25 protein-coding genes and 2 tRNA genes are annotated in these 25,456 nt (G+C 68.1%); 20 read left to right on the top strand and 7 right to left on the bottom strand.

Annotated elements, in window-relative coordinates:
- The first annotated feature begins 101 nt into the window (after positions 1–101).
- Together ACFU6I_RS28855 and ACFU6I_RS28860 are read left to right on the top strand one after the other, a co-directional pair.
- A complete protein-coding gene (locus tag ACFU6I_RS28855) occupies positions 102–590 on the top strand; it encodes a ribose-5-phosphate isomerase (protein WP_384371961.1) in 489 nt (162 codons plus the stop codon).
- A 77-nt stretch (positions 591–667) separates the two neighbouring features.
- Positions 668–1,477, top strand: coding sequence for an Fpg/Nei family DNA glycosylase (locus tag ACFU6I_RS28860; RefSeq protein WP_384371963.1), 810 nt, complete (start codon positions 668–670; stop codon positions 1,475–1,477).
- A gap of 130 nt (positions 1,478–1,607) precedes the next feature.
- Here the strand turns inward: ACFU6I_RS28860 and ACFU6I_RS28865 are convergent, their stop codons facing one another.
- On the bottom strand, positions 1,608–2,840 hold the full coding sequence (locus tag ACFU6I_RS28865; protein WP_384371965.1) for a GNAT family N-acetyltransferase: 1,233 nt from the start codon (positions 2,838–2,840) through the stop codon (positions 1,608–1,610).
- 105 nt (positions 2,841–2,945) lie between these two features.
- Between ACFU6I_RS28865 and ACFU6I_RS28870 the strand changes: the two genes are divergently transcribed.
- Positions 2,946–4,091, top strand: a complete 1,146-nt coding sequence (locus ACFU6I_RS28870; protein WP_384371967.1) for a PP2C family protein-serine/threonine phosphatase — start codon at positions 2,946–2,948, stop codon at positions 4,089–4,091.
- Positions 4,092–4,217: 126 nt separating this feature from the next.
- Here ACFU6I_RS28870 and ACFU6I_RS28875 read toward each other — a convergent pair whose 3' ends face one another.
- Positions 4,218–5,354 carry a cation:proton antiporter gene (locus ACFU6I_RS28875; RefSeq protein ID WP_384371969.1) on the bottom strand — a complete coding sequence of 379 codons (1,137 nt, stop codon included), beginning with the start codon at positions 5,352–5,354 and terminating at the stop codon, positions 4,218–4,220.
- A gap of 236 nt (positions 5,355–5,590) precedes the next feature.
- Between ACFU6I_RS28875 and ACFU6I_RS28880 the strand changes: the two genes are divergently transcribed.
- Genes ACFU6I_RS28880 through ACFU6I_RS28890 form a run of 3 tightly spaced genes read left to right on the top strand, consistent with a single transcriptional unit; the run spans position 5,591 to position 9,426 of the window.
- A complete protein-coding gene (locus ACFU6I_RS28880; RefSeq protein WP_384371971.1) occupies positions 5,591–6,427 on the top strand; it encodes an ABC transporter ATP-binding protein in 837 nt (278 codons plus the stop codon).
- Entirely contained in the window at positions 6,427–8,910 is a 2,484-nt protein-coding gene (locus ACFU6I_RS28885; protein ID WP_384371973.1) for an ABC transporter permease, read from the top strand. The genes ACFU6I_RS28880 and ACFU6I_RS28885 overlap by 1 nt, the downstream gene beginning before the upstream one ends.
- Positions 8,911–8,919: 9 nt before the next feature.
- The gene (locus ACFU6I_RS28890; RefSeq protein ID WP_384371975.1) at positions 8,920–9,426 is read left to right on the top strand and encodes an HD domain-containing protein; all 507 of its coding nucleotides are present in this window, start codon (positions 8,920–8,922) and stop codon (positions 9,424–9,426) included.
- Positions 9,427–9,431: 5 nt separating this feature from the next.
- Here ACFU6I_RS28890 and ACFU6I_RS28895 read toward each other — a convergent pair whose 3' ends face one another.
- Positions 9,432–10,586, bottom strand: a complete 1,155-nt coding sequence (locus ACFU6I_RS28895) for an acyltransferase family protein (RefSeq protein WP_384371977.1) — start codon at positions 10,584–10,586, stop codon at positions 9,432–9,434.
- Between the two features lie 481 nt (positions 10,587–11,067).
- On the opposite strand from ACFU6I_RS28895, the gene ACFU6I_RS28900 reads away from it, so the two are divergent.
- A complete protein-coding gene (locus tag ACFU6I_RS28900; RefSeq protein WP_384371979.1) occupies positions 11,068–11,262 on the top strand; it encodes a hypothetical protein in 195 nt (64 codons plus the stop codon).
- A gap of 254 nt (positions 11,263–11,516) precedes the next feature.
- Here the strand turns inward: ACFU6I_RS28900 and ACFU6I_RS28905 are convergent, their stop codons facing one another.
- Complete coding sequence (locus ACFU6I_RS28905) at positions 11,517–11,705, bottom strand: hypothetical protein (protein WP_384371981.1); 189 nt, start codon at positions 11,703–11,705, stop codon at positions 11,517–11,519.
- A gap of 409 nt (positions 11,706–12,114) precedes the next feature.
- Between ACFU6I_RS28905 and ACFU6I_RS28910 the strand changes: the two genes are divergently transcribed.
- The 3 genes from ACFU6I_RS28910 to ACFU6I_RS28920 all read left to right on the top strand — a co-directional run bounded on the left by ACFU6I_RS28910 (position 12,115) and on the right by ACFU6I_RS28920 (position 14,622).
- Positions 12,115–12,465, top strand: a complete 351-nt coding sequence (locus ACFU6I_RS28910) for a hypothetical protein (protein WP_384371983.1) — start codon at positions 12,115–12,117, stop codon at positions 12,463–12,465.
- Positions 12,466–12,909: 444 nt separating this feature from the next.
- Positions 12,910–13,299: a hypothetical protein gene (locus tag ACFU6I_RS28915; protein ID WP_384371985.1), complete on the top strand. Its 390-nt coding sequence runs from the start codon at positions 12,910–12,912 to the stop codon at positions 13,297–13,299.
- A gap of 1,071 nt (positions 13,300–14,370) precedes the next feature.
- Positions 14,371–14,622, top strand: coding sequence for a DUF6221 family protein (locus ACFU6I_RS28920; RefSeq protein WP_384371987.1), 252 nt, complete (start codon positions 14,371–14,373; stop codon positions 14,620–14,622).
- A gap of 40 nt (positions 14,623–14,662) precedes the next feature.
- On the opposite strand, the gene ACFU6I_RS28925 is transcribed toward ACFU6I_RS28920, so the two are convergent.
- Together ACFU6I_RS28925 and ACFU6I_RS28930 are read right to left on the bottom strand one after the other, a co-directional pair.
- Positions 14,663–16,177: a peptide deformylase gene (locus tag ACFU6I_RS28925; RefSeq protein ID WP_384133896.1), complete on the bottom strand. Its 1,515-nt coding sequence runs from the start codon at positions 16,175–16,177 to the stop codon at positions 14,663–14,665.
- A 221-nt stretch (positions 16,178–16,398) separates the two neighbouring features.
- Entirely contained in the window at positions 16,399–16,767 is a 369-nt protein-coding gene (locus ACFU6I_RS28930) for a GntR family transcriptional regulator (RefSeq protein WP_384133899.1), read from the bottom strand.
- Between the two features lie 167 nt (positions 16,768–16,934).
- Between ACFU6I_RS28930 and ACFU6I_RS28935 the strand changes: the two genes are divergently transcribed.
- From ACFU6I_RS28935 to ACFU6I_RS28955, 5 genes are all read left to right on the top strand, one after another.
- Positions 16,935–17,186 carry a hypothetical protein gene (locus ACFU6I_RS28935; RefSeq protein WP_384133902.1) on the top strand — a complete coding sequence of 84 codons (252 nt, stop codon included), beginning with the start codon at positions 16,935–16,937 and terminating at the stop codon, positions 17,184–17,186.
- Between the two features lie 152 nt (positions 17,187–17,338).
- Complete coding sequence (locus ACFU6I_RS28940; RefSeq protein ID WP_384371989.1) at positions 17,339–17,593, top strand: hypothetical protein; 255 nt, start codon at positions 17,339–17,341, stop codon at positions 17,591–17,593.
- A 26-nt stretch (positions 17,594–17,619) separates the two neighbouring features.
- A complete protein-coding gene (gene repSA / locus ACFU6I_RS28945; protein ID WP_384371993.1) occupies positions 17,620–19,032 on the top strand; it encodes a replication initiator protein RepSA in 1,413 nt (470 codons plus the stop codon).
- 2 nt (positions 19,033–19,034) lie between these two features.
- Positions 19,035–19,235, top strand: coding sequence for an excisionase family DNA-binding protein (locus ACFU6I_RS28950; protein WP_384133908.1), 201 nt, complete (start codon positions 19,035–19,037; stop codon positions 19,233–19,235).
- On the top strand, positions 19,235–20,374 hold the full coding sequence (locus tag ACFU6I_RS28955) for a tyrosine-type recombinase/integrase (RefSeq protein WP_384371991.1): 1,140 nt from the start codon (positions 19,235–19,237) through the stop codon (positions 20,372–20,374). The genes ACFU6I_RS28950 and ACFU6I_RS28955 overlap by 1 nt, the downstream gene beginning before the upstream one ends.
- A gap of 71 nt (positions 20,375–20,445) precedes the next feature.
- Here the strand turns inward: ACFU6I_RS28955 and ACFU6I_RS28960 are convergent.
- A tRNA-Gly gene (locus ACFU6I_RS28960) sits at positions 20,446–20,519 on the bottom strand.
- 164 nt (positions 20,520–20,683) lie between these two features.
- Here ACFU6I_RS28960 and ACFU6I_RS28965 point away from each other — a divergent pair.
- The 5 genes from ACFU6I_RS28965 (at position 20,684) to clpX (ending at position 25,408) form a co-directional block, all read left to right on the top strand.
- Positions 20,684–20,760: transfer RNA gene (locus ACFU6I_RS28965), tRNA-Pro, on the top strand.
- A gap of 150 nt (positions 20,761–20,910) precedes the next feature.
- Positions 20,911–22,305 carry a trigger factor gene (tig, locus tag ACFU6I_RS28970; protein ID WP_345518272.1) on the top strand — a complete coding sequence of 465 codons (1,395 nt, stop codon included), beginning with the start codon at positions 20,911–20,913 and terminating at the stop codon, positions 22,303–22,305.
- Between the two features lie 297 nt (positions 22,306–22,602).
- Positions 22,603–23,208, top strand: a complete 606-nt coding sequence (locus ACFU6I_RS28975) for an ATP-dependent Clp protease proteolytic subunit (protein ID WP_345518495.1) — start codon at positions 22,603–22,605, stop codon at positions 23,206–23,208.
- A 51-nt stretch (positions 23,209–23,259) separates the two neighbouring features.
- Positions 23,260–23,952 (top strand): ATP-dependent Clp protease proteolytic subunit, encoded by a 693-nt coding sequence (locus tag ACFU6I_RS28980; protein WP_266985683.1) that lies wholly within the window; start codon positions 23,260–23,262, stop codon positions 23,950–23,952.
- Positions 23,953–24,109: 157 nt separating this feature from the next.
- Positions 24,110–25,408: an ATP-dependent Clp protease ATP-binding subunit ClpX gene (gene clpX / locus ACFU6I_RS28985; protein ID WP_030921263.1), complete on the top strand. Its 1,299-nt coding sequence runs from the start codon at positions 24,110–24,112 to the stop codon at positions 25,406–25,408.
- Positions 25,409–25,456 lie beyond the last annotated feature (48 nt).

The following is a 25,456-nucleotide window of genomic DNA, read 5'->3' on the forward strand; positions in this document are numbered from 1 at the left end:
TTTCCCACACACCCCGCACGAGGGCTGCGCGGCTCCGGCCGGCCCGGAGGGTCCCGACCCCGATGACGGCTACCCCGCGCCGCGCATGCCACACTCGGAACATGCGCGTGTACCTCGGCTCAGACCATGCCGGCTTCGAACTCAAGAACCACCTCGTCGAGTGGCTCACGGCCCATGGCCACGAAGCCGTCGACTGTGGCCCCCACATCTACGACGCCCAGGACGACTACCCGCCGTTCTGCCTCCGCGCCGCCGAGAGGACGGCCGCGGACGCGGACAGCCTCGGCATCGTGATCGGCGGCTCCGGCAACGGCGAGCAGATCGCTGCCAACAAGGTGAAGGGCGTGCGCGCCGCACTCGCCTGGAGCGAGCAGACCGCCGCGCTCGGCCGCGAGCACAACAACGCCAACGTGGTGGCCATCGGTGGCCGGATGCACACCGTGGAGGAGTCGACGAAGTTCGTCGAGGTCTTCCTCGCCACGCCGTACTCCGGCGAGGAGCGTCACACCCGTCGTATTGAGATGCTGACGGCGTACGAGACGACGGGCGAGCTTCCCCCGATCCCCGCCCACCACCCGCAGCAGGGCTGACCGCCCCACACACCCCGTGCCGCCGGCCCGCCCGGCGGCACAGCCATTTCCCCACCCGACCGAGGAGAGCCACCACCGTGCCCGAGGGACACACGATCCACCGTCTGGCGGCGGACCACCGCGACCGGTTCCTGGGCGGGCCGGTGCGGGTGAGCAGCCCGCAGGGCAGGTTCTCGGACAGCGCGGCGCTCCTCGACGGCCGTGCGTTCACCGACGTCGACGCGCACGGCAAGCACCTGTTCCTCGGTTTCGAGGACTTCGGCTGGGTCCACATCCACCTGGGACTGTTCGGCAAGCTCCACTTCGGTACGACACCGGTACCGCCGCCCACCGACACGGTCCGCCTGCGCCTGGTCAACGAGGAACACCACGCGGATCTGCGCGGTCCGACCACCTGCGCCCTGATCACGGAACCCGAGAAACGCGCGATACACGACCGGCTGGGCCCGGACCCGCTACGGACCGACGAGGACGGCGAACGCGCCTGGCAGCGGATCTCGCGCAGCCGCATCAGCGTCGCCGCCCTGCTGATGGACCAGAAGGTCATCGCGGGCGTCGGCAACGTCTACCGCGCCGAGGTCCTCTTCCGCCACGGCATCGACCCGTACCGGCCGGGCAGGGACCTCACCCGCGCCGAGTGGGACGCGATGTGGGACGACCTGGTGATGCTGATGCGCGAGGGGGTACGGAACAACCGCATCGACACGGTCCGCCCCGAGCACCTTCCCGAGGCGATGGGCCGCGCGCCGCGAGTGGACGACCACGGGGGCGAGGTGTACGTGTACCGCCGGACGCACCAGCCGTGCCACATCTGCGGCACGGAGGTCCGCACGGCGGACCTGGCAGCCCGCAACCTCTTCTGGTGCCCCGACTGCCAGCGGCACTAGCGCTGTCGGAAGTCCCGCCTGCCCGGCGACGCCCGGCGCGCACGCTCGCTGCTTGCCGGGCTCGCCTCTGCCGTGCGATCGCACGCACCGGACGCCGCTCCTCATGGGGCAAACATTGCCGGTCAAGGCACTAGAACCCCCGTGGCAGCCACGGCTCCACCGCCGACGAGAACGCCAGCGAGGCCTCGTCGACCGCCCCCGCCCGCAATTCCCGTACCCGGCCCGCCCGCGCCAGCGAGTCCACCGACGTGCCGCCCAGGTACGCCGCCCCCAACTCCCGCACCGAAAGGGCCAGATCCGCAGGGCCGTCCGTCCGCTTGCACGACGCTCCGCCCTTCGCGTCGGCCGTCAGCCGCCAACGCCCCTCGTTCCAGGGGCAGAACGCGTCGGTCACCTCGAACACCACGTCCACCGGTGCCCGGTACGCCCGCGCCTCCAGCGCCGCGCCCAGTTCCACCAGCCGAACGTACAGAGAGTCGCGCACCGTGATGTTGCACCGTCGCACGTCCGAGACGAGGTGGAGGAGGGCATCATCGACCGGCCGGTTCCGTGCCTCGACCGTCGACGTCAGGTCGATCTCGAAGAGGAACCGCCAGAGCGCCGCGTACGCCGCCGGGTCGAGGGCCGACACATCGTCCGCCACGATCCGGCCCTTGGGACCCGCCGCGTCCCATTCCGGCTTGTTGCGGAAGGTCGCGTACCCGACCACCCCGCCGTCCCGTTCCGCCAGCACGCACTGCAGCGGCGACGCCCCCCGCCGCGCACTCTCCGGGTCGAGCACAGCCTTCCGCTCCCAGCCGGGACCGTGCGCCGGTGCGCCCGGCCGTCCAGCCACCAGCTGCTCGTAGACGCCCTCGATCGTGGTGAGCGCCTCGTCCGGCTTCGCGTACCGCAGGCGGATCCCGTCCGTGCCGTCCGGCATCGTCAGCCGTACCCGGGCGGTGTCGATCTCCAACGACATCTGCTTCGTGGCCGCCCCGTACCCGAACCGGCCGTAGATCGCGGGCTCCGAAGCCGTCAGCACGGCGAGCGGTTCACCCAGGGCCCGCACGTCGTCGAGCTGGCGCCGCATCATCGTGGTCAGCAGTCCGCGCCTGCGGTGTGTGGCTGCGACGCTCACCATCGTCACCCCTGCCGCCGGCACCATCGCCCCGCCCGGGACGGCCAGCCGGAAGCTGAACGCACCCGCCGTACCGACCACGTCCGAGCCGTCCCAGATGCCGATCGACCGCTTGTGCTCGGTCAGCGCCTCCCAGAGTTCGCGTTCCTCCGGAGACTCGGCGAGTCCGCCGAAGGCGAGTTCGAGACTCCCGAACCATTCGTTCCATTCGGACGGATGCAGCACCCGCAACTCTGTAGTCATATGCCATGCCTACCAGGGGTGCGGCAGACGGGCGACCCGATTTCGAACGCATTGTCACAGGGGTCCCTCTGCACCGGAGGCGCCCGGGTGGATAAGGTCCCCGCAATGGCCCGTCGCGCAAGAACAGACTCGTACCCGGCCCGATTGCGGAAATCGGCGCACCGGGCGCGTATCGCGCTGCGCAAATCCGGGGTCGACTACTTCCGGGGCGACGGCTCCGACTGGATCGCTCTGGCCGGACTGCTGCTCACCATCCCGGCGATCACCTGCGGCACGCTGCTGAACGCGGTGTGGTGCGCCCCGGCCGCGCTGGTGCTGCCGATCGTCGCGGGAGGTCTGCTGCTGCGGCCGGCCAGTCTGCTGGGGCTGTACGCGACCGCCGCCGCGGCCCTGATCGTGGAGTCCGTCGCGCTCGGCCCGTACGGACAGGGGGCGGCCCGGGTCACCCCGGGCACCGTCCTGGTTGTCGCGGCCTGCGGCTTCTTCGGTCTGATCGTCGCCCAGTTCCGGGCCAGGGTCGGCGTGCCCTGGCGGCGCGGCGGCACCATGCTCTTCGACCTGCGCGAACGCATCCGGGTCCAGAGCGCCCTGCCACGCCTGCCGCAGGGCTGGCACCGGGAGATGGCGCTGCGCCCCGCGGGTGGCCAGTCGTTCTCCGGCGACTTCGTCGTCGCGGCCCGCACCAACGGCGGCCGGACCCTGGAGGTCGTCCTCACCGATGTGTCCGGCAAGGGCATGGACGCGGGGTCCCGCGCCCTGCTGCTGTCCGGCGCCTTCGGCGGTCTCCTCGGCTCACTGCCGCCGCACGGCTTCCTGCCCGCGGCCAACGGCTATCTGCTCCGACAGGACTGGGACGAGGGCTTCGCCACCTCGATCCACCTGGTGCTGGACCTCGAATCGGGTGACTACGAGCTCCTCTCCGCGGGTCACCCGCCCGCCCTGCAGCTGCACGCGGGAAGCGGCCACTGGGAGGAGATGGCCGCGGAGGGCCCGCTGCTCGGGGTGTACGACGGGGCGCAGTTCGACGCGGTGAAGGGTTCGCTCGCCCCTGGCGACGTCCTGATGCTGTTCACGGACGGCCTGGTGGAGGCGTCCGACCGGGACATCGCGGACGGTATCGACCGGCTGACCGGCGAGGCGGACCGCTATGTCGTCACCGGCTTCGAAGGTGCGGCCTGGCATCTGATCGAGGCCTGCGCGAAGGATGTCAACGACGACCGGGCGCTGCTGCTCCTGTCCCGCCGTCCCTGAACCGTTTGCCGTCGCCCCGAACCGGGCTTCCGTCAAGGGAAGTCGGCCCGTCACCCGAACGTGGGGCAACGGCCGCTCTCCGGGTGCGGGACACGGAGGTCCGCACCCGGAGAGGGCCTGTCCCGCTCAGGTCCCCGGCAGGATCCGGGCCAGCCAGTGGGACCGTCCGGCGGCCAGTGGCGCGAGGACGGCGAGGACCAGGACATAGCCGGCGATGAACGGGGAGAGCCGTTGGTCGAGCCCCGCGCCCGCGGCCATCGTGGCGAGGATGAGCGCGAACTCGCCGCGGGCCAGCAGCGTGGTGGAGATGTTCGCGGTGGCCTTCGGGCCGAAGGCGTACACCTTGGCGATGGCCGTCCCGGCGAACACGTTCATGGCGAGCGTCACCGCGGCGGCGGCCAGCACCGGCCAGAGCACGTTCGGCAGGTCGCCCGGGTTGATCGAGAGTCCGAACGCGAAGAAGAAGATCGCGCCGAAGGCGTCCCGCAGCGGGTGGACGAGTTTGAGGATGCGGGCGCCCGACGTGGTGCTGCCGAGCATCAGGCCGACCATGAACGCGCCGATCGCGTCCGCCACCCCGAACCACTCCGAGACACCCGCCACGAAGACCGCGGCGCCGAGGAACGAGATGACGAGCAGTTCGTCGTCGCCGGTGTTGATCAGCTTGCCGATGGCTTTCGTGCCGAAACGGGCCACCAGGGCGAGCAGCAACAGGAAACCGAACGCCTTGCCGCCGTCGACCACCGCCGCGGCGAGGTCGTCCGCGCCGGAGAGGATGGGCTGGAGAGCGGCCAGATAGAGGGCGAGGAAGACGTCCTCGACGACGATGATGCCGAGGATCGGCTTGGTCTCAGGGTTGCCGATGCGCCCCAGGTCCACCAGGACCTTGGTGACGATGGCCGACGACGAGATGCCGAGCACCCCGGCGAGGACGAGTGCCTCCGACGTACCCCAGCCGAGCGCGAAGCCGAAGCCGAGCCCGGCCCCCACGTTCAGCGCGAGATATGTGCCTCCGGCCAGCGCCATCTTGCGCCCGCCCGCTTTGAGGTCGTCGAGGTGGAATTCGAGGCCGAGGTAGAAGAGCAGCAGCACGAGCCCGAGTGCGGAGAGCATCTCCAGGTCGTGCGGGTCGGCCACGAGGACGATGCCGGGGGTGTGCGGGCCGAGCAGGATCCCGGCCAGGATGAACAGGGGGATGGTCGGGAGGCCGATCCGGCCGCCGACCCGGGCGAGAACAGCGGCGGCGAGGAAGGCGCCGCCCATGGCTATGAGCGTGTCTGCGTGTCCGATGAGCCTGATCCTTCAGTAGGTCAAGAGAACGTCAAGAAATCGTCAGTAATTAGTTTACCGAACGACTTCGGAAGGGCCGGAGTGCCCCGGTGGGGTTTGCCCCACCCCTGATCCGCCAGCAGCCGCCATGTCCTTGGCCCACCCGTGATCCGTAGGTTCAGAGGAACCGAGCGACACCCGCTCGCGAACGGCTACGGAAGGCGGACACCATGGGACTGCGACGCACCGGACAGGGCGCGCAGGATGGGCAGCACACGGCGCACGCCGACGAGGGGCACGGCTCATCGGACATGGCCGTCGAACTGCGCGGTGTCCGTCGGCGGTACGGTCGCGGCGCATCCGCCGTCCACGCCCTGCGCGGCATCGACCTCGCCCTGCCGCGCGCCACGTTCACCGCAGTGATGGGACCCTCCGGCTCCGGAAAGTCGACCTTCCTGCAGTGCGCAGCCGGGCTCGACCGCCCCACCGAGGGCTCCGTACGCCTCGGCGGCACCGAGATCACCGGTATGAGCGAGAACAAGCTCACCGAATTGCGCCGTACCCGCCTCGGCTTCGTCTTCCAGGCGTTCAACCTGCTCCCGTCGCTGACCGTCGAGCAGAACGTCGTACTGCCGATGAGGCTCGCCGGGCAGCGCACCGGCTCGGCCCGCAGCCGCCGCGAGGCCGCCGAGATGCTCGGCCGGGTCGGGCTCGGCGGCAAGGGGAACCGTCGCCCCGGCCAGCTCTCCGGCGGTCAGCAGCAGCGCGTCGCCATCGCCCGCGCCCTGGTCACCCGCCCCGACGTGGTCTTCGCCGACGAACCGACCGGCGCGCTGGACACCACGACCGCGGCCGAGATCCTCGTCCTGTTGCGACACGCGGTGGACAGCCTCGGCGCGACCGTCGTGATGGTCACCCACGACCCCGCGGCCGCCGCCTACGCCGACCGTGTGCTGTTTCTCGCCGACGGTTCGATCGCGGACAGCCTGCCGCGTGCCCGCGCCGAGGAGATCGCCGCCCGGATGACCGCACTGACGGCCCCCGCGCACGCGGGAGCTGCAGCCTGATGTTCGCCCCGCACCTCCCGAACGGACTCGCCCGCGCGGCCATCCGCTTCAAGCCCTCCTCGTTCGTGGGGACCTTTGTCGCGCTCCTGATGGCAGCTGCGATCGTCTCCGCCTGCGGCATCCTCCTGGAGACCGGAATCCGTGCCTCCGTACCCGCCGAGCGCTATGCGAAGGCGCCGGTGCTCGTCGCCGCGGACCAGCAGGCACATCTGAGGGCCGGCAGCGGCGAGGGCGCATACGACGCGACCGCCCCGCTCCCCGACACCGCACGGCTGCCCGAATCCCTGGTACGGAAGGCCGCCTCGGTCCCGGGTGCGGCAACCGCGATCGGGGACGTCACCTTTCCCGTGCACCTGGGCCGCACACCACTGACCGCACACGGCTGGGGATCCGCCGCCCTCACCGGGACACGGCTGCTCACCGGCGACGCACCGGAAGCCGGCGACGTGGTCGTTCCCACCGGCGCCGAGGGCCGCGTCGGAGACCGCATCGCCCTGGACACCCCGGCAGGCCTACGGGACTTCCGCATCTCGGGCACGACCGACGGCGCGGCAGGCACTGCCTGGTTCACCGACCAGCAGGCCGTCGCCCTCTCCGGACACCCCGGCCGCGTCGACGCCATCGCCGTGCTCGCCGCCCCCGGCACCCCCACCGCCACCCTCGCCGACCAGGTCACCCGGGCCGTCGGCCGCACCGCGGCCGCCCAGGTGCACACCGGCGACGACCGCGGCGCCGCGGAGAACACCGGGCTGGCCGGAGCCAAGGAGCTCCTCACCGGAATCGGCGGCTCCTTCGGCGGGGTCGCAACCATGGTCGCCGTGTTCACCGCAGCGGGTACCGTCGCCCTCTCCGTCGGCCAGCGCAGCCGCGAATTCGCCCTGCTGCGCGCCATCGGCGCCACTCCGCGCCAACTGCGCCGCACCATCGCCACCGAGTCGCTGCTGATCGCCCCGCTCGCCGGAGCCCTCGGCTGCCTGCCCGGAATCGTCCTGGCCCACTGGTGGTTCGGCCAACTCCGGGCGAAGGGCGCCGTCCCGGACGCCGTCGGCCTGCACATCTCCTGGCTGCCGCTCACCGTCGCCACGGCCACCACCATGGTGACCGCGCTGTGCGCCGGCTACGCCGCCGCCCGCCGCCCCTCGAAGACCAGACCGGGCCTCGCCCTCGCCGAGTCCGCCGTGGAACGCGCCCCGTTCGGCTGGATCCGTACACCGCTCGGCATCGCCGCCCTCGTCGGCGGTGCGGTCTTCGCGGGCTTCGCCGCCTCCGAGACCGGCGAGGACGCGGCCAACGCCGCACTCGGCGTCGTCATGCTCTTCATGCTCGCGGTCGGACTGCTCGGCCCGCTGCTCGCCCGCCTCTGCGCCGCCGTCCTCGGTGTCCCGCTGCGTGCCGCAGGGGCATCAGGTTCGCTGGCCGCCGCCAACTCCCTGACGAACTCCCGTCGGCTGGCCTCCGCGATCACCCCGATCGTGCTCGCCATGGCCTTCGCCTCGACCCTCGTCTTCATGCAGACCAGCGAGGACCGCGTGATCGCACACCAGCAGCGCGACGGCATCACCGCCGACCACATCGTCTCCGCCCCGACGGGGCACGCCTCCGACGCGACCGCCCGCGCCGCCGCCACGCCCGGCGTCTCCACGTCCGTCGGACTGCTCCGCGCCTCCGTCCTGGTCCCCGTGGGCAGCGGCGGCGACCGGTATCTGCAGAGCGCGTCCGCCCAGGGCGTCATCGGATCGGGACACGACCTCACCGAGGTCCAGGACCTCGACGTCCGTACGGGATCGCTCACCCGACTGCGCCCCGGCACAGTCGCCATCGACACCACACTCGCCGAATCCGCGCATGTCGCCACGGGCGACCGGCTCGCGCTGCGGCTGCCGGACGGCACGAGAGCATCCCCACGGATCGTCGCCGTCTACGGCCGTGGCCTCGGTGTCTCGCTCGTCACCCTGCCCGTCGCCGACCTGCGGACTCATGTCACCTCGCCGTACGCCTCCGACGTCCTCGTACGGTCCACCCCGGCCGCCGCACAGAGGCTCACCGCGCTCGGCACCGTCACCGACGCGTCCGGCTACGCCGCCGCGCGGAGCCAGGACCGTGAGCTCAACGCCTGGGCCAACACCACCATGGCCGCCGTTCTCGGCGGATTCGCCGCAGTCGCCGCCGTCAACACGCTGGTCATGACCGTCCTCGACCGCCGCCGCGAACTCGGCATGCTCCGCCTCGTCGGTTCCACCCGCCGCCAGGTCATGGGCATGATCCGCTGGGAGGCGCTGCTCGTCACGGTGGCCGGCACCGCACTCGGCACCGGCATCGCGCTGGCCACGCTCAACCCGATGATGAAGGGCCTGACGGGCGAAGCCCCGTACATCCCACCCGCGCTGTACGGGTCGTTCGTCGCCGCGACCGTCGCTCTCGGCCTCGCCGCCGCCACGCTTCCGGCCCGTGCCGCCCTGCGCCGGACGGCCGCACGTCCGTAGAGTCGGCCCATGACCGCACCCCGCAGCAATCCGACCCTGGCCGAAGTCGAGGCGATCGCGCGCACGGCCCACGCGGATCAGAAGGACAAGGCCGGCCGCCCGTACGCCGAACACCTCGCCGCCGTCGCGGAGGGCGTACGGGCGAGGGGCGGCAGCGACGAACAGATCGCGGCGGCCTGGCTGCACGACGCCGTCGAGGACGAGGTGCTGTCCGAGGAGTGGCTGGCCCGCGCGGCCCTGCCGCAACAGGTCAAGGACATGGTCCTCGCCGTCACCAAACGGGACGGCGAGGACCTCGCCTCGTACACCCGGCGCATCCTCGCCACCCCGGGCGCCCTGCTGATCAAGGAGTCCGACCTCGCGCACAACGCCGATCCGGACCGCCTCGCGGTACTGGACCCGGCGACGCGTACCCGGTTGACCGCGAAATACGCGCAGGTACGCGCGCTGCTCGGGCTCACCCCCGGTGAACCGCCCGCGGACCGTCCGGATCCGGCCAACACCGCGGGCGACTGATCCACTCAGAGCCTGGCGGCGTCCCGCCGGAAGGCCCAGTGCATGTCCGGTTCGGTCGCGAAACGCAGCACCCGCCGTACGGGCGGCGTACACATCAGCGTCACCGCGGCGGCCGCGGCCAGGGAGACGAGGACCAGGCCGGCCGGCTCGGAGAGCCACGTGTACCGGTCGAACACCCCGGCGTAGCCGACGCCCTTGATCAGGAACCCGTGCAGCAGATAGCCGCAGATCGTTCCGGCGCCCAGCACCGTGAACCACATGCGGCGGCGCGGCACCCAGGCCAGGAACCCGATGGTGAGCAGCAGCGCACACCCGAACATCGCCAGCGTCATCACCGCACCCGACCACCACGGAGCGCCCATCTCCGGGGCGCTGTTGCTGCGGTAGAACCAGCCCAACTGCATCCGCGGCGCCGCCCAGTACGCGAACAGGATCGCCCCCGCGAACAGCGGCAGCGCCAGCAGTCGCACCTCACGTCGGCGCACCAACTGGAAGTGTTCGGGCTTCAGTTGGAGGCCGAGCACGAAGAACGGCAGGAACTGCAGGACCCGCTGGAGATCGAGATCGTTGCCGATCGTGGGGGAGAACGAGGCGAGTACGGCGATGACGAGCGCGACGGGCAGCGGATGGCGCAGCGCCTGCCACAGGGGCGTGGTGATCCGCCAGATGAACAGCGCGCACAGGAACCAGGTGAGATACCAGGGGTCGAGCAGGCTGATCGGATGGTCCGGCGAGTCGTCCGCGTACCGCTTGAAGAGCGAGTACGCCGTCTCGAACACCACATAGGGCACGGCGACGCCGGTGACCAGGCGCTTCACCTTCTTGGCGCTCAGGTCGAACGAGCGGGAGAAATAGCCGGAGACGATGATGAAGGCCGGCATGTGAAAGGTGTACGCGACCATGTACAGCGCACGGGTGGTCCGGCTCCCGTCCATCACGGGTTCCCATGCGTGCGCCACGGCGACCAGCACGATCGCCAGGTATTTGACGTTGTCGAAGTAGGCGTCACGCCGCTTCGCGGGCTCGGCCGCAGGAGGCTTGTTCGCCACCGGTGCGGGGGCTGTCGCGGTGGTGGTCCTGCCTCCGTCCGGTCTGGGCTCCGGCTCCCGGGTCGCCGGGGAGATCGGGTCCCTCTGAAATACGTTCGGAGCGTGGAACATCTAAAGCACCTTAGACGTCTCGAATGCAATTCGTAAAACGGCCATCGGATATCGCGTGTTCCCACCCATTCGAAAGTGAAACCACCCGAAAAATGCCTGCTATGACCTGATTGATCCGCCTTAAACGGGGCATATCGGCAGGCAGTTGCGGGGAGTGAATTTCATCGCATCAAGGTCGATGAAATGCATGTGAATGATGTGTGTGGATATGGAAATCGTCACATCCGCGCGCCATTCGAGTCGGTCCCCGCACGGCCCCGGTGCGGCCCCGGTGCGGTTCCGGTGGAGCGCCGGCAGGTGCGCCGTGAGGGTTGTGCGCCCCTCGCGCACGCGGGGCGTGAGGATGGCGAGATCCGGACAGTCCGATGCGTCACCTGGCAGCAACCACGGGGGAGTTGGTGGCACGATGGGCGTAACGGAGGAGTGCGGGGACGTACGCCTCCGGGCCGGCAAGGCGGACCGACCAAGGGTGTGATCAGTCGTGGCCATTTCACTGTCTGTGGTGCTGATGTTGGCGATCATCCTGGTGGTCCTGATCCGCAGCGGCTCCATCAAGGCCGGACCCGCGGTCGTCGCGGTGCTCTTCGGCTTCTTCCTGGCATCGACCGGCATGGCGCCGTCGATCCAAAGGTTCATGAATTCGATAGCGGAGACGATCGGCAACATCTCCTTCTGACGCGCCGTCGGCCGCCCCCGTGGGGGCGGGTCCCCGAACGCATCAGGGCCAGGTCGGAGGATGTCCTCCGACCTGGCCCTGAGTGGCATGGAGCGGGCGACGGGAATCGAACCCGCGTAGCTAGTTTGGAAGACCCCGTATGCGGACGCGGCCTGACCTGCGGAGACGCTGACCTGCGGCTGAGTTGCCAGGCCCCCGCAAGTCCCCGTGGTTCCCCGCTGCGTTCCTCTGGTTCGGGCACGCGGCGGGCACGCTTACATCAGCTTGATGATCAGGGGCGTGAGGGCTGTGATGACGCTAGCTGCGGCCGTGACCAGGGATGTGATGTTGGTGACGGTCAGGGCTCGCTGCTCGTTGTGCTGAGTGATATCACTGGTGTACCGTGCTTCCCATAACCCATTGTGCACGCCATGGGTTATGGGTGACTGCTCCTCATCTGGCATGAGGCTCCTTCACTCGGATGCCGTGGGGCACGCGTTCTCTTGCCGGAGAGTGCCCGCACGGCATATTTGGGTTGAGTTTCAAACTAGGTGGGATCGTAGCGCACTTGTGGGTGTGGACGCCCCACACCTCCCCCCACCTCAACCCACCGAAGACGGCAGCGTACTGGTGGCCTGCGCTGGCGTACGGCAGGCGGGCGAGTCATCACCGCTTTAGGAGCGAGGTTGCATCATGTGGCGGCTGAACTGCCGGTTCCCGCTCTGCGCTGATCTGCTCGGCGGTGCCTGCTGATCCTCGGTGTTCCCCGTGATTCCCCGCTCGATCTGGCACGGCTGTGGCACGCCGCTATCCGTACGGAAGCCCCACGCCATGACCCGAGCTATGCGGATCGCGTCGCCTATTCTCTAGATCATGGAGGACTCGGCGGACTTCCGCGCAGCGGTCAGAGCGCATACAGCGGCCATGCTGAGTGGCGATGCTTCGCCGTACGACGCGGCGTTGGACATCTGGGGCCTCGCTAGTGGTGAGTGGCCAGAGGATGACGGGGACGAAACGTGTTGTTCGCTCCAGCTCATCTGGGGCGCGCTGACCGATTGGGTCGAGGTGCGGCCTGCGGAAACAGAACAGGCCGAGACAAACATGATCACTGCTGCCCGTGAGTGGCTGGCCATCGAGGGTGACCGAGGGGCCGAGGCCCGGTACTTCGATCGTTGGGTTCACGACATCCTCGGGTATGAGCGTCCAGCTCCGCCCCAGACCTAGTCCACGACCTTGAAAACCGTCGTGGCGGCGACGTCACCGTGGGTTCAAATCCCACACCCACCGCAGTTGAACGGCCCCTGACCGGGTGAATCGGTCGGGGGCCGTTCTCGTGCACGCTGCCCGTCAATCGCTGTGGTTCCCCGTCACTTCCCGTTCTATCGGGCACGACAGGGGCACGGGCATCTTCTGATCCGTAGCTCTAGCCGGGTCGGTCAGCGAGGGCCATTCCGGTCGCTATACGGTCCTGGAGGAGCGCTACCGGACGGGGACGGTTGCTGCGGTTGCGGTACTTCGCTGCTGTACAGCAGGATCCCGGCGCGGGTGACTATGGAACGGCATCTGTTGGTGCGGCTGCTGGCCGGTGACGACGAGGCATCCGTCGCTGGCATCTTCCTCTGGTCAGCATCGTGATCAGCATCTTGCGACCAGTTTGAGGGGTAAGCCATGCGCGACAACTACCTGAGTTTCCCTGGGTTCGAAGAGGTCAGTTTGGAGGACAGCTACGTACTGGACATCGAGGTCCATCCTGCTGTCCTGGTCATCAAGCTCGATCTGCTGCTCTTGCCGGGTCACCCTGAACACCGGGCTCCGCTACCGGGGGAACGTGCCTGCTTCCGGCCGGCCACTGTCGTCTTCTCATCCGTATGTGACCTGCACTGGACGGGCCAGAACGTCATCAAGCCCGCGATCGACGCGAGCGGCACTCTCGATTTCGGATCAGTCGACTCCATGACCAGAGGCGATGACAGTTATCAGATCTTGGGCGACTGGGGCGAGATCAATCTGCAGTCAGACGCTCCCTCCTTGTCCATCGACCTGGCTCCCACCCCTTGATCCGAATGAGGGGCCCTCGCTGCCAAGGCACGCTTTGATCTGTGAGCTCGGCCTTATCAGGTCGATCATTGCGGACTCCCGGCACTGGAAGCCAGCTGATGTACGGCATAGGACCGGTCGCCGAGGTCCGCGTGGATACGCCTTTGTCCACCGCTGTTGCTGTCAGCCGTTGATGTCAGACATCAGTGCATCACTTGACGGTTCGCCTGGCACAGGGCGCACGCGACGAACGTTCTCAGGGCAGTTGATGCACGACCAGTCCGTCAACGACCAACTCCGTCTCCGTCTTCTTCGCCATTACCGCAGAGTAGCCAACACGCTGAACTGTGGGTCACCTGTTAGCCGCTGTCGTGGTCTGTCATTGTTGAGTGCCCTTGCACGGCCCAGCGACGGCCCAGCCACATGGCTGGGGGATTCATCTTCGACCTGTTGGAGGAGCGGTGGACGATGAAGCCGAGCTGCGTGAGGCGGAGCGACGGTGGAGACGGAAGCTTCCATTGATCTTCCTCCTCGCGGGTATGGGCTCGTTCGTTACGTGGCTGTTCACCCACTAGCTCGATCAAGCCGCGCGTACCCTCTTCACCTTGCCTACCACCGTCCCCAGCTTCCATCCCGTCCGCCTTCGGCCCACACACGGTGGAGCGGGCGTGGTTCAGGGCGTCAAGGTGGAGCGCGCCACTGTACGAACGACCTTGACGCCCTGGGCCGCGACTGCTCGGCTCTGCCTGGGTCGAAGGTGGTCGGGATGGGAGCCCCACGACGCTCGCCACGATCCGGCCGGCACCCGCGAACGGCGCCCCGTCCATCCCGGAGTCTGAGCGCCCCCGCCGGAGGCGTGTCTTGAAGCCGCGGGCTTGGTTCTCGTCTTATGCCCCCGGGCCTATCCACTGTGGGCGCGCGTCGGCGCAGCGCGCGCAGAGCGGGCCGAAGGCAGGAGCGTTGCGCGGAGCGGAGCCGGAAAGCGCGCCCGGCGGAGCAGAGCGCAGCCGGGTGCCTTGATGAGGTAGAGAAACCTGTAACAGGCCCTATGGACTAGGCAATGTCTCTCAGGCGGCGCGCGACGATGAGCGCATGGACGATCTACTGAAGTTCCTTGCCGCATGCATCAGCGAGGACAGACACCGCGTAGCCGACATCATCGGCAGCGAAGCCCTTCTTGCTGGCTACCTCTCCCTACTCGACTCGATTGAGGTGCTGGCGAACGATTACAGAAGGATGCCGGATCCCTGGGACGGACGCACGCATGGCCTCACACACGCCCTTCGCGTCCTTGCTCAGGCGTACGCGGCACACCCCGCATACAACCAGGAATGGCGCCCGTAGGACGCCTTCTAGGGGCCGAGCTGGGCTGCGCTGACAGACGTCAGGGCTTCGCCCCGTTCGATTGATAGGCCCAGGTGTGTCCAGTGCCGCGGTACTCAGAGACTGGGATGGGCTCGGCGTCGGGACGCATGCGGGACGTGTAGAGAACGCCCTCCAGGTGGTCGATTTCATGGGCTACGAGTCGGGCGACTGCATATTCGAAGATCGTGATGCCGCGATTCCCGTCGATGTCCTGGTGCTCCACGCTGATGCTGAGCGGTCGGGGCACCATGCCTCGTACGTCGAAGAAGCTCCAGCATCCCTCGTATTGCTCGTCGGTCTCGCTGGACTGCTCGATGACCCTGGGGTTTAGGAGGGTGATCATTTCCCCCTGGGCAGTGCGGACGATGGCCGCTGCTCGGTCGATGCCGAGCTGAGGTGCGGCGACTCCCATGCCCTTGCTGAACTGGTGGATGCCTGCTGCCCGCTCGGCTGCTGAGTTCAGCTCTGCCACGACTCGCCGTGCGTCCTCGGCCTCGCTGGGCAGATCGAACGCTCGCGCCGTTCCGGTGAGGATCGGGTCGCCCGCCTGGACGACCCCGATGGACCGCATCTTGTCGCTGGCGCTGGTGGGCATGGTCGGGGCGGTCTCCTCGTGCTCAGGTCGGGCGCGGAACTTCCACTCCAACCGGTACCGGGCATGAAGCGGCGGATCGTCCGTGGTCCACGAGTAGATGCGCCGGTTGTCGGACGCATCTTGATGGATCGCGGTGCGGAAGGGAAAGGCGGCCGCGGTCATCGTGGTCTCTGTCCCCCAGACAGCGGGGTCCAATTCGGCGGGGAAGTTCAGGCGGACGCTCAGCCGCTCGGTAGGGAGCCGCACTGCGCGCTGGAACCAGGTGCCCCACTTGTCGTCCTGCACCGTGTAGGAGTACTCGATCCATGTCGTCTCGCCCGGGTAGAGCGGGTAGCGGCCGTAGTCGTTCTCGAAGAGGAGCCACAGTTCCTTGAACGCGTCCCGGTCGTGCTGAACTCGCCATCCGATCGGCTCGTTTCCCACCTTCGCCGTGAGGCTGATCTCTTCCCACGTGAGCGGGTTTTCGCGGTAGAGCCGGTTCGACTGCTCCGGGCTGCCGGGGTAGCGATCAACGGAGATTCGGATCAGGTAGCGCGCGATGGGGTCCGGGCTGGCGTTGTAGAGCTGTCGACGCTGCGTTGCTCGATAGGTCGTGCCGTCGTAGTACAGCTCGGCGTCGTCGTGTTGGACGATCACACTCGCCGGTTGGCTGTCCGCGCCGGAACTGTCGGGAGCCTGCTGGTGTGGAATTGCCTCGCCGCGGGCCTGGGGCTCGATCTCGTTGAACGTCCGCCGGAGTGCTCCACCAGCATGAAGGACGCGGTCGGCCTGCTCGGCGAATCCTCGCGCCGGCCTTTGCTGTCCGCCCTCGACCTTGGACACGTAAGAGGGTGTGTAGCCGACGGCCTTCGCCAAGGCGGACTGCGAAACCCCCCGGACGTCTCGCCATCGCTTGAGCTCTGCGATGAACGGCTCAGCTCCCGGCTTCTCCTGGGACATCTCGCCTCCGCTGGCTGTGCCTGTGAGTGATCTGTGAGTGATCGACTCTCAGCCTGTAATCAACGTCATGACCTGCGTTTTGCTGGCTTCACCAGGACGGAAGCTACCGGAACGAAAGGCGGTCGGCGAAGTGACTCCGGACGAACTAGCCAAGGTCGTAAGGACGTTGGCGAACCTTGTAGCAGACGTCGCCGAATTGAGTCAGAGGGTGGATGCGCTGACTACGACGACTGGCGACCGGCCGCTTCCTCAAGCTGAGCGACGCGATCCGCCAGATCCTTGACAGTGGCCTGCAAGGCGCTGAGGTGCTTCGTGATCTCAACGAACTCCGCTGATCCCTCGGGCTCTTGGGCGGGGGATCCCGAGCGAACGAAGCTTCCGCGGCCGGGGCTCGTGTAGATCAGTCCCTCCGAACGAAGGATCTCGACCGCACTCTGAGCGGTCATCACTGCGACGCCGAAGCGCTCCGCGAGTTTCCGTACAGACGGAATCTTCGCGCCTGCGCCCAACTCTCCGGAGTTGATCTCGGCCCGGATGGCGCTGGCTACCTGGCGGGAAGCGGGCTCGGAATCGTCGGGGCTCAGGCTCATTCTCCGAGACTATCGCCGATTTCCGTCCTAGGGCACCCAAGACTCTTGCTACTAGCTAACAGAGGTGTACTGTGACACCTAGGACACGCAATACGAACCGGAGGACGGCGCTCCTACCGCCAAGCAGATTCGCCGCCCTCCTTCGTCCCTTGAAGGGAGCTTCCATCATGCCCGCGACGCTCGTCGTCTTGCACCCTGCACCGTTAACCGCTCCGCTGTCCCGCACCGAGGACGCTCAGGTCGTCCCGTCGCCGTGTCAGGCGTGCGGGGTTGCTGGTGGTGCGCACTGGATCAAGGTGGACGGCACCGGCGTCCTGGTCCACAACGCCCGTGGCCGGGAGCTCTGCCCGGTGGCCGTGCCCTTCAACTGGGAGACCGGCAAGCCGCTCACCGCACCGGCTGAGGCGGTGGCAGCGTGAACGCCTCGATCGTTCCTCTCGTCGCCGGTCCGGCTCCGGTTCAGCCGTCCGGGCGTCCGGTTCAGCCGCCTGCGTTGCGGGCTCCGGATACGCCGTTGGGCCGTGCCCGGCTGGCTCGGGGCTGGTCGCAGGTCAAGGTGGTGCGGGCGCTGATGCTCCTGGCTGAACACTGGGGCTGGGACATCGCGGCCGAGAACTCGCTCAAGGTCTTCGTCTCCCGCTGGGAGAACGACACCCACCGCCCGGGGCAGACGTATCAGGTCCTGCTCTGCGCGATCTTCCGTGCCACCCCGGCCGAGCTGGGCTTCACCCGCCCCGCCGCCGTGTCCACGCTCAATGAGCGGCTGGCGGCTCTGGAATCGGTGATCGAGGGCCTCACCGAGCGACTCGGGGCGGTGGCTGCGTGACCCTCCCCGTGCTGTCCTCGGCGGCCGTGGCTGACACCGCGGCTGCCGTGGGCGTTGATCCCATGACCTTGGTCGACATGCTGCGCGTCGCCAACTCCCCGCGCTTCGAACGCTGGAAAGAACAGGTGCGGCGGACCGGCGGCTGCGCCCAACCCATCCACCTGAGCGGCCACTCCCAAACCGTGGACACGCGCACGGGCGAGTTCTTCGAGTACTCGACCAGCAGCGAACCGGGCGGACGGCTGCGGATCGCCTGCGGCAACCGCCGTGCCTCGCGCTGCCCGTCCTGCGCATGGACCTACGCGGGGGACACCTACCACCTGATCATGGCCGGACTGGTCGGCGGAAAGGGCATCCCCGACACCGTGGCCGAACGCCCCCGTGTCTTCGCCACCCTCACCGCCCCGTCCTTCGGCCCGGTCCACAACCGCCCCGACTCCGGCCGCTGCCGCTGCGGCGCCGCCCACGCCGTGGACGATCCCGCCCTCGGTACCGCCATCAATCCGGAGCGCTACGACTACGCCGGGGCTGTGCTGTGGAACAACCACGCGGGGCAGCTGTGGCAGCGCTTCACCATCTACCTCCGCCGTGAGGTCGCCGCCCGGGCCGGTCTGACGCAGGCGGCCTGCAAGGAAGAGGCGAGGGTCTCGTTCGGGAAGGTCGCCGAGTTCCAAAAGCGCGGCGCGGTCCACTTCCACGCGGTCATCCGCATCGACGGACCGGACGGGCCCGACACCCCGGCCCCGGCCTGGGCCACCGTCGAACTCCTCGACGGCGCGATCCGGGCAGCCGCAGCACGCGCCACGGTTCCCGTCCCTTCTGCCGGCCGATTCCCCGCCCGAACGCTGTGCTGGGGAACACAGATCGACGTGCAGCCCATCGGCGCCCTTGAAGGCCAGACCGACGTCAGCGAACAGGCCGTGGGCGCCTACGTCGCCAAGTACGCCACCAAGGCGGCAGAGACCACCGGCACCCTCGACCGCCGCATCGGCGAACTCCGCGAACTCGACCTCCACCCCGGCCTGCCCGACCACACCCGACGCCTCATCGAGGCCTGCTGGGAGCTGGACGCCGCCTACCCGGAACGGCTGCTCGCCCACTGGTCCCACATGCTCGGCTTCCGCGGTCACTTCTCCACCAAGACACCCCGCTACTCGACGACCCTCGGGGCCCTGCGTGGCGCACGGGCCGACTGGCGGGCCCAGCAAGAACGCCGGGAGCGCGGCCTCGAACCCCTCGACCAGGACGACGACCAGACAGAGGGCTCGGGAGAGGACACGACGCTGGTCATCGCCCACTGGGAGTACGCCGGACAGGGCCACACCCCCGGCGAATCCTGGCTCGCCCAGTCCATCGCCAACGAGATCAGGCAAAACCGCGAACTCGCCCGAGAGAACCGCACCGAACTGGAAGCCTTCGACACCGTGGGGGAGTGGTGACCATGGAACGGCTGCTCACTGTTGACCAGGTCGCCGAACTTCTCGGCACCACCGTCCGGTTCCCCCGGCGGCTCATCGAGGAACGCCGAATCACCTTCGTGAAGATAGGCCGACACGTCCGCATCCCCGAGAGGGCGATCGTGGAGTACGTCGAGGCCAACACCGTTGCGCCGTCCGCCCGACAGCTGCGGAGCGTGGCCTGATGGCAGCCAAGAAGCGGTCCTTCGGCCGTGTCCGCAAGCTGCCTTCGGGCCGCTACCAAGCTCGATACCTGGCAACGGACGGCATCGATCGCCCGGCGCCGCACACCTTCCGCACAAAGCGTGATGCAGATGACTGGCTCGCCGAGCGCCAAGCTGAGCTGCGTGCGGGGGACTGGACCGACCCGGACGCCTCCAGGGTGCCCTTCGGCTCGTACGCCTCGACCTGGATCACAGAGCGGGGCATCAGTGCGTCGACCACTGACCTGTATCGGTCGCTCCTCCGGAACCACCTCGCGCCGACTTTCGACCGTGTCGCGTTGGCCGACATCACTCCCGCAATGGTCCGGGCCTGGCGCGTCGCTCGACTGGACGCAGGTGCTGGCGCTTCCTCGGTGGCCAAGTCGTACGCGCTCCTGCGGGCCGTGCTCATGACCGCCGTGGAAGACCGACTCATCCGACGCAACCCCTGCCGCGTCAGGGGAGCGAGCGTCGCCCCCACCCCTGAGCGGCCCACAGCGACCGTCCAGGAGGTCTATGACCTTGCGGGGGCGATCCAGCCTCGCTACCGCGCCCTCGTCCTCCTGGCGGCCTTCACAGGGCTTCGCTGGGGCGAGCTGATCGGGCTGTCCCGCCGTGACATCGACCTCAACTCGGGAACCCTTCGGGTGCGCCGGAATGTGGCCGAACTTCACAGCGGCAAGCAGCTGGTGAAGGAGCCCAAGAGCACGGCAGGCAAGCGCACGGTCGCGATCCCAGCCGTGATCGTCAGCGATCTGGCCACGCATCTCGCCGTGTTCGCCGAGCTGGGGCCGGACGGCCGGGTCTTCATCGGGGCCAAGAAGGCGACACCTCGCCGGAACCATTTCGGCGAGCTGTGGCGCAAGGCGTGCGATCAGGTCGGGATCAAGGGCCTGCATTTTCATGATCTTCGCCATACCGGAAACACTCTCGCCGCCGCGACCGGTGCCAGCACTCGTGAGTTGATGACCAGGATGGGCCACAGCACCGCCCGTGCCGCGTTGATCTACCAGCACGCCACGGCCGAGCGGGAACGGCTGATCGGTCAGGCAGTGAGTGCGGTCGTCGAGCAGGCTCGAAAGCAAGATCCCAACCCGAACGGGCACGCAGCGGGCACATAGGTCGGAACGAAGATCGGAAACGCATCAGGGCCAGGCTGGAGGATGAACCTCTGACCTGGCCCTGAGTGGCATGGAGCGGGCGACGGGAATCGAACCCGCGTAGCTAGTTTGGAAGACTAGGGCTCTACCATTGAGCTACGCCCGCAAACGCCGCACCACAGGTCACGGGGACCGCGGCACGAAGAGCATCGTAGCGGGTCGCGGACGGTCTGCGCACACATGGTTGCGGCACCGGGTGCCGCGATCCGCGCCTCCCCCGAAAAGGGCCTGTGCACCGCCTGTCGGCATGTACCCTACGTGTCGCACCGACGGGGTGTGGCGCAGCTTGGTAGCGCGTCCGCTTTGGGAGCGGAAGGTCGTCGGTTCGAATCCGGCCACCCCGACCACCAGCAAGATCGCATTGTGGGAGTCATCCCCCTTGCCGTTACTATGCAAAATGCGTGCCCGTGTGTCTGATGTACCGGGCTCGATCCGCGGAGCCGCTGTCCGGTGGCCGAGCAGAACCCCAAGAAGTCAGCCACCAAGGAGACCGAACCGTGAAGAGCGCCGTGGAGACCCTGAACCCGACTCGGGTTCGGCTCAGCATCGAGGTGCCCTTCGAGGAGCTCAAGGACAGCCTCGACGCGGCGTACAAGAAGATCAACCAGCAGGTCACGGTGAAGGGCTTCCGTAAGGGCAAGATCCCCAACCGGGTCATCGACCAGCGGTTCGGCCGTGGTGCTGTGCTGGAGGAGGCCGTCAACGACGCCCTCCCGAAGTTCTACACCGAGGCTGTCAACGAGGGTGAGCTCAACGTCCTGGGCCAGCCCGAGGTCGACATCACCGAGCTGAAGGACGGCGAGCTGCTGGCCTTCACCGCCGAGGTCGACGTGCGCCCCACGATCGAGATCCCGGACTACTCCGGCATCGAGGTCACCGTGGACGCCCTCGAGGTCACCGACGAAGAGGTCGAGAAGGCCGTCGAGCAGCTCCGCGAGCGCTTCGCCTCCACCAACCCGGTCGAGCGCGCCGCCGCCGAGGGCGACGTCGTCACGATCGACCTGCAGGCCAAGGTCGACGGCGAGGTTCTGGAGGACGGCGTGGCCGAGGGTGTCTCGTACACCATCGGTTCCGGTGAGCTCCTCGACGGCATCGACGCTGCTGTCACCGGCCTGGAGGCGGGTGGCGAGGCCACCTTCACCTCCGAGCTGAAGGGCGGCTCGGCCGAGGGCAAGGAGGCCGAGGTCACCGTCAAGGTCACCGCGGTCGCCGCCCGTGAGCTCCCGGAGCTGGACGACGAGTTCGCCCAGATGGCGAGCGAGTTCGACACGCTCGACGAGCTCAAGGCGGACAGCCGTACGCGCCTGGAGAACACCAAGCAGTACGACCAGGCCACCCAGGCCCAGGAGCGCGTCCTCGAGGAGCTGCTGAAGCTCGCCGAGGTCCCGATCCCCGAGAAGCTGCTCGCGGACGAGGTCCAGACCCGCAAGCACAACCTGGAGCACCACCAGCTCGGTCAGATGGGTCTGACCCTGGAGAAGTACCTGGAGATCCAGGGCAAGACGGTCGAGGAGTTCGAGGCCGAGACCTCCGAGCAGGCCATCAAGGGCATCAAGACCCAGTTCATCCTTGACGAGCTCGTCAACAAGGAGAAGCTGAACGTCAACCAGGAGGAGCTCACCGAGCACCTCATGCGGCGTGCTGCTTCCTCCGGCATGAGCCCCGACCAGTTCGCCCAGGCCGTCGTCGAGGGCGGCCAGGTGCCGATGCTCGTCGGCGAGGTCGCCCGCGGCAAGGCGCTGGCCGTGGTCGTCGAGGCCGCCAAGGTCGTCGACACCAACGGTGAGGTCGTCGAGCTGGAGGACGAGGAGGAGCTCGAGGAGGCCATCGAGACGGTCGAGGCCACCGAGGGCACCACCGAGGCCGCTGCCGAGGAGAAGAACGAGGCCTGAGCCTCGCACTGAACCCGTGCGACGGGCTCCGGACGCTGAGCGTCCGGAGCCCGTCGTCGTCTCGCGGCAGAGTCCCGCGCAGCCGGCCCCGAGTCCCCGCCCGGTGCCGCGGAACCCTTGTGCGCACTGCCCAGCTTGCGCTCCCAGCGAACAGTTGCGGAAGCGGGATGGCGTTGTCCTACCTGCGCGTTAGGGTCCATGAATAGGAAGGGCAGGGGAGTCCCCGCCCGCCCGGTACGAAGACGCTGAGACGGCCGGAGCCGTCAGAGACGAGCAGGTGGATACGTGACGAATCTGATGCCTTACGTCGCCGGAGAGCCGTCCCTCGGTGGTGGCCTCGGCGACCAGGTCTACAGCCGACTGCTCGGCGAGCGCATCATCTTCCTCGGTCAGCAGGTCGACGATGACATCGCCAACAAGATCACGGCGCAGCTGCTTCTCCTTGCCGCCGAACCCGACAAGGACATCTACCTCTACATCAACAGCCCCGGCGGCTCGGTGACGGCAGGCATGGCGGTCTACGACACCATGCAGTACATCCCGAACGACGTGGTCACCATCGGTATGGGCATGGCGGCCTCGATGGGCCAGTTCCTGCTGACCGGTGGCACCGCGGGCAAGCGCTTCGCGCTCCCGAACACCGACATCCTCATGCACCAGGGTTCGGCCGGCCTCGGCGGCACCGCCTCGGACATCAAGATCCAGGCGCAGTACCTGCTCCGTACGAAGCAGCGGATGGCGGAGATCACCGCCCGTCACTCCGGTCAGACCGTGGAGACGATCATCCGCGACGGCGACCGCGACCGCTGGTACACGGCGGAGGAGGCCGTGGAGTACGGGCTGATCGACGAGATCATCTCCGCCGCATCGGGCGTTCCGGGTGGCGGCGGCACCGGGGCCTGAGCCCCTCTGCCCGCCCAGCCCACAGCCCTCAGCCCTCAGAACGCCACCAGGATGGTGAACACCGACATGAGCAACTACCCCGGCCTCCCCGGCGCATCCGCCAGCGGCCTCTACACCGGCCCGCAGGTGGACAACCGCTACATCGTTCCGCGCTTCGTGGAGCGCACCTCGCAGGGTGTGCGGGAGTACGACCCGTATGCGAAGCTCTTCGAGGAGCGCGTGATCTTCCTCGGCGTGCAGATCGACGACGCGTCCGCCAACGACGTCATGGCGCAGCTGCTGTGCCTGGAGTCGATGGACCCGGACCGTGACATCTCGATCTACATCAACAGCCCCGGCGGCTCGTTCACCGCGCTCACCGCGATCTACGACACGATGCAGTTCGTGAAGCCGGACATCCAGACGGTCTGCATGGGCCAGGCGGCCTCCGCCGCCGCGGTCCTGCTCGCCGCCGGCACGCCCGGCAAGCGCATGGCTCTGCCCAACGCCCGTGTGCTGATCCACCAGCCGTCCTCGCAGACCGGCCGTGAGCAGCTCTCCGACCTGGAGATCGCGGCCAACGAGATCCTGCGGATGCGCACCCAGCTGGAGGAGATGCTGGCCAAGCACTCCACCACGCCGCTGGAGAAGATCCGCGACGACATCGAGCGCGACAAGATCCTGACCGCCGAGGACGCCCTCGCCTACGGTCTCGTCGACCAGATCGTCTCCACTCGCAAGAGTGCGGCCGGAGCGATGGCCTGACGTCGGCCTTTACCCCTTGGTGCGGTGGTTTCACGCGGTCGTGGCCGTGTGAACCGTGCCAAGGGGGGCCCGAACGGGGGGCCAGGCAAGGTACCGTCGGATAGAGGCACCAGGAGCCGCTGCACCAAGCTGCTCCCAGGCGAAGGGGAAGCACCTCGTGGCACGCATCGGTGATGGCGGCGACCTGCTCAAGTGCTCGTTCTGCGGAAAGAGCCAGAAGCAGGTGAAGAAGCTCATTGCGGGACCCGGTGTGTACATCTGCGACGAGTGCATCGATCTCTGCAACGAGATCATCGAGGAGGAGCTCGCGGAGACCTCCGAGGTGCGGTGGGAGGAACTCCCCAAGCCGCGCGAGATCTACGAGTTCCTCGAGGGGTACGTCGTCGGGCAGGAGCCCGCGAAGAAGGCCCTCTCGGTCGCTGTGTACAACCACTACAAGCGGGTCCAGGCGGGCGAGAACGGCGGCGCGCAGGGCCGCGACGACGCCATCGAGCTGGCCAAGTCCAACATCCTGCTGCTGGGCCCCACGGGCTCCGGCAAGACGCTCCTCGCGCAGACGCTGGCCCGCATGCTCAACGTTCCGTTCGCCATCGCCGACGCGACGGCGCTGACGGAGGCCGGGTATGTCGGCGAGGACGTCGAGAACATTCTGCTGAAGCTGATCCAGGCCGCGGACTACGACGTCAAGAAGGCCGAGACCGGGATCATCTACATCGACGAGATCGACAAGGTCGCCCGCAAGAGCGAGAACCCGTCGATCACCCGCGATGTCTCGGGCGAGGGTGTCCAGCAGGCCCTGCTGAAGATCCTGGAGGGCACCACCGCCTCCGTACCGCCGCAGGGCGGCAGGAAGCACCCGCACCAGGAGTTCATCCAGATCGACACGACGAACGTGCTGTTCATCGTGGGCGGCGCCTTTGCCGGTCTGGAGCGGATCATCGAATCGCGGGCGGGCGCCAAGGGCATCGGCTTCGGCGCGACGATCCGTTCCAAGCGCGAGATCGAGGCAAGCGACCAGTTCCAGGAGGTCATGCCGGAGGATCTGGTGAAGTTCGGGATGATTCCCGAGTTCATCGGCCGCCTCCCCGTGCTGACCTCGGTGCACAACCTGGACCGCGAGGCGCTGCTGCAGATCCTCGTCGAGCCGCGCAACGCGCTGGTGAAGCAGTACCAGCGCCTCTTCGAACTCGATGGTGTGGAGCTGGACTTCGACCGCCCGGCGCTGGAGGCCATCGCCGACCAGGCGATCCTGCGCGGCACCGGCGCGCGCGGTCTGCGCGCCATCATGGAAGAGGTCCTCCAGTCCGTGATGTACGAGGTGCCGTCCCGCAAGGACGTGGCCCGCGTCGTCATCACGGCGGATGTGGTCCGCAACAACGTCAACCCGACGCTGGTCCCGCGCGAGCCGCGCACGATCGGCAAGAACGACGGCGGCCGCCACGAGAAGTCCGCGTAGCGGTTGCGCGTACGCACACGGAAGGGGCGCCCGGCCAGTGACTGGCCG

The sequence above is a fragment of the Streptomyces sp. NPDC057486 genome (assembly GCF_042802415.1).
GTDB classification, from domain to species: Bacteria; Actinomycetota; Actinomycetes; order Streptomycetales; family Streptomycetaceae; genus Streptomyces; species Streptomyces yanii.

Excerpts from the sequence above, each read along its gene's own strand:
- ACFU6I_RS28930 (WP_384133899.1), bottom strand. The coding sequence starts at position 16,767 with ATGAGCCTGAGCCCCGACGATTCCGAGCCCGCTTCCCGCCAGGTAGCC.
- ACFU6I_RS28980 (WP_266985683.1), top strand. The coding sequence starts at position 23,260 with ATGGTGAACACCGACATGAGCAACTACCCCGGCCTCCCCGGCGCATCC.
- ACFU6I_RS28865 (WP_384371965.1), bottom strand. The coding sequence starts at position 2,840 with ATGACTACAGAGTTGCGGGTGCTGCATCCGTCCGAATGGAACGAATGG.
- ACFU6I_RS28855 (WP_384371961.1), top strand. The coding sequence starts at position 102 with ATGCGCGTGTACCTCGGCTCAGACCATGCCGGCTTCGAACTCAAGAAC.
- ACFU6I_RS28935 (WP_384133902.1), top strand. The coding sequence starts at position 16,935 with ATGCCCGCGACGCTCGTCGTCTTGCACCCTGCACCGTTAACCGCTCCG.
- ACFU6I_RS28890 (WP_384371975.1), top strand. The coding sequence starts at position 8,920 with ATGACCGCACCCCGCAGCAATCCGACCCTGGCCGAAGTCGAGGCGATC.
- ACFU6I_RS28885 (WP_384371973.1), top strand. The coding sequence starts at position 6,427 with ATGTTCGCCCCGCACCTCCCGAACGGACTCGCCCGCGCGGCCATCCGC.
- ACFU6I_RS28920 (WP_384371987.1), top strand. The coding sequence starts at position 14,371 with ATGGACGATCTACTGAAGTTCCTTGCCGCATGCATCAGCGAGGACAGA.
- ACFU6I_RS28905 (WP_384371981.1), bottom strand. The coding sequence starts at position 11,705 with ATGCCAGATGAGGAGCAGTCACCCATAACCCATGGCGTGCACAATGGG.
- ACFU6I_RS28940 (WP_384371989.1), top strand. The coding sequence starts at position 17,339 with ATGCTCCTGGCTGAACACTGGGGCTGGGACATCGCGGCCGAGAACTCG.
- ACFU6I_RS28870 (WP_384371967.1), top strand. The coding sequence starts at position 2,946 with ATGGCCCGTCGCGCAAGAACAGACTCGTACCCGGCCCGATTGCGGAAA.
- ACFU6I_RS28950 (WP_384133908.1), top strand. The coding sequence starts at position 19,035 with ATGGAACGGCTGCTCACTGTTGACCAGGTCGCCGAACTTCTCGGCACC.
- ACFU6I_RS28925 (WP_384133896.1), bottom strand. The coding sequence starts at position 16,177 with ATGTCCCAGGAGAAGCCGGGAGCTGAGCCGTTCATCGCAGAGCTCAAG.
- ACFU6I_RS28880 (WP_384371971.1), top strand. The coding sequence starts at position 5,591 with ATGGGACTGCGACGCACCGGACAGGGCGCGCAGGATGGGCAGCACACG.
- ACFU6I_RS28910 (WP_384371983.1), top strand. The coding sequence starts at position 12,115 with ATGGAGGACTCGGCGGACTTCCGCGCAGCGGTCAGAGCGCATACAGCG.
- ACFU6I_RS28975 (WP_345518495.1), top strand. The coding sequence starts at position 22,603 with ATGCCTTACGTCGCCGGAGAGCCGTCCCTCGGTGGTGGCCTCGGCGAC.
- ACFU6I_RS28915 (WP_384371985.1), top strand. The coding sequence starts at position 12,910 with ATGCGCGACAACTACCTGAGTTTCCCTGGGTTCGAAGAGGTCAGTTTG.
- ACFU6I_RS28955 (WP_384371991.1), top strand. The coding sequence starts at position 19,235 with ATGGCAGCCAAGAAGCGGTCCTTCGGCCGTGTCCGCAAGCTGCCTTCG.
- ACFU6I_RS28875 (WP_384371969.1), bottom strand. The coding sequence starts at position 5,354 with ATGGGCGGCGCCTTCCTCGCCGCCGCTGTTCTCGCCCGGGTCGGCGGC.
- ACFU6I_RS28895 (WP_384371977.1), bottom strand. The coding sequence starts at position 10,586 with ATGTTCCACGCTCCGAACGTATTTCAGAGGGACCCGATCTCCCCGGCG.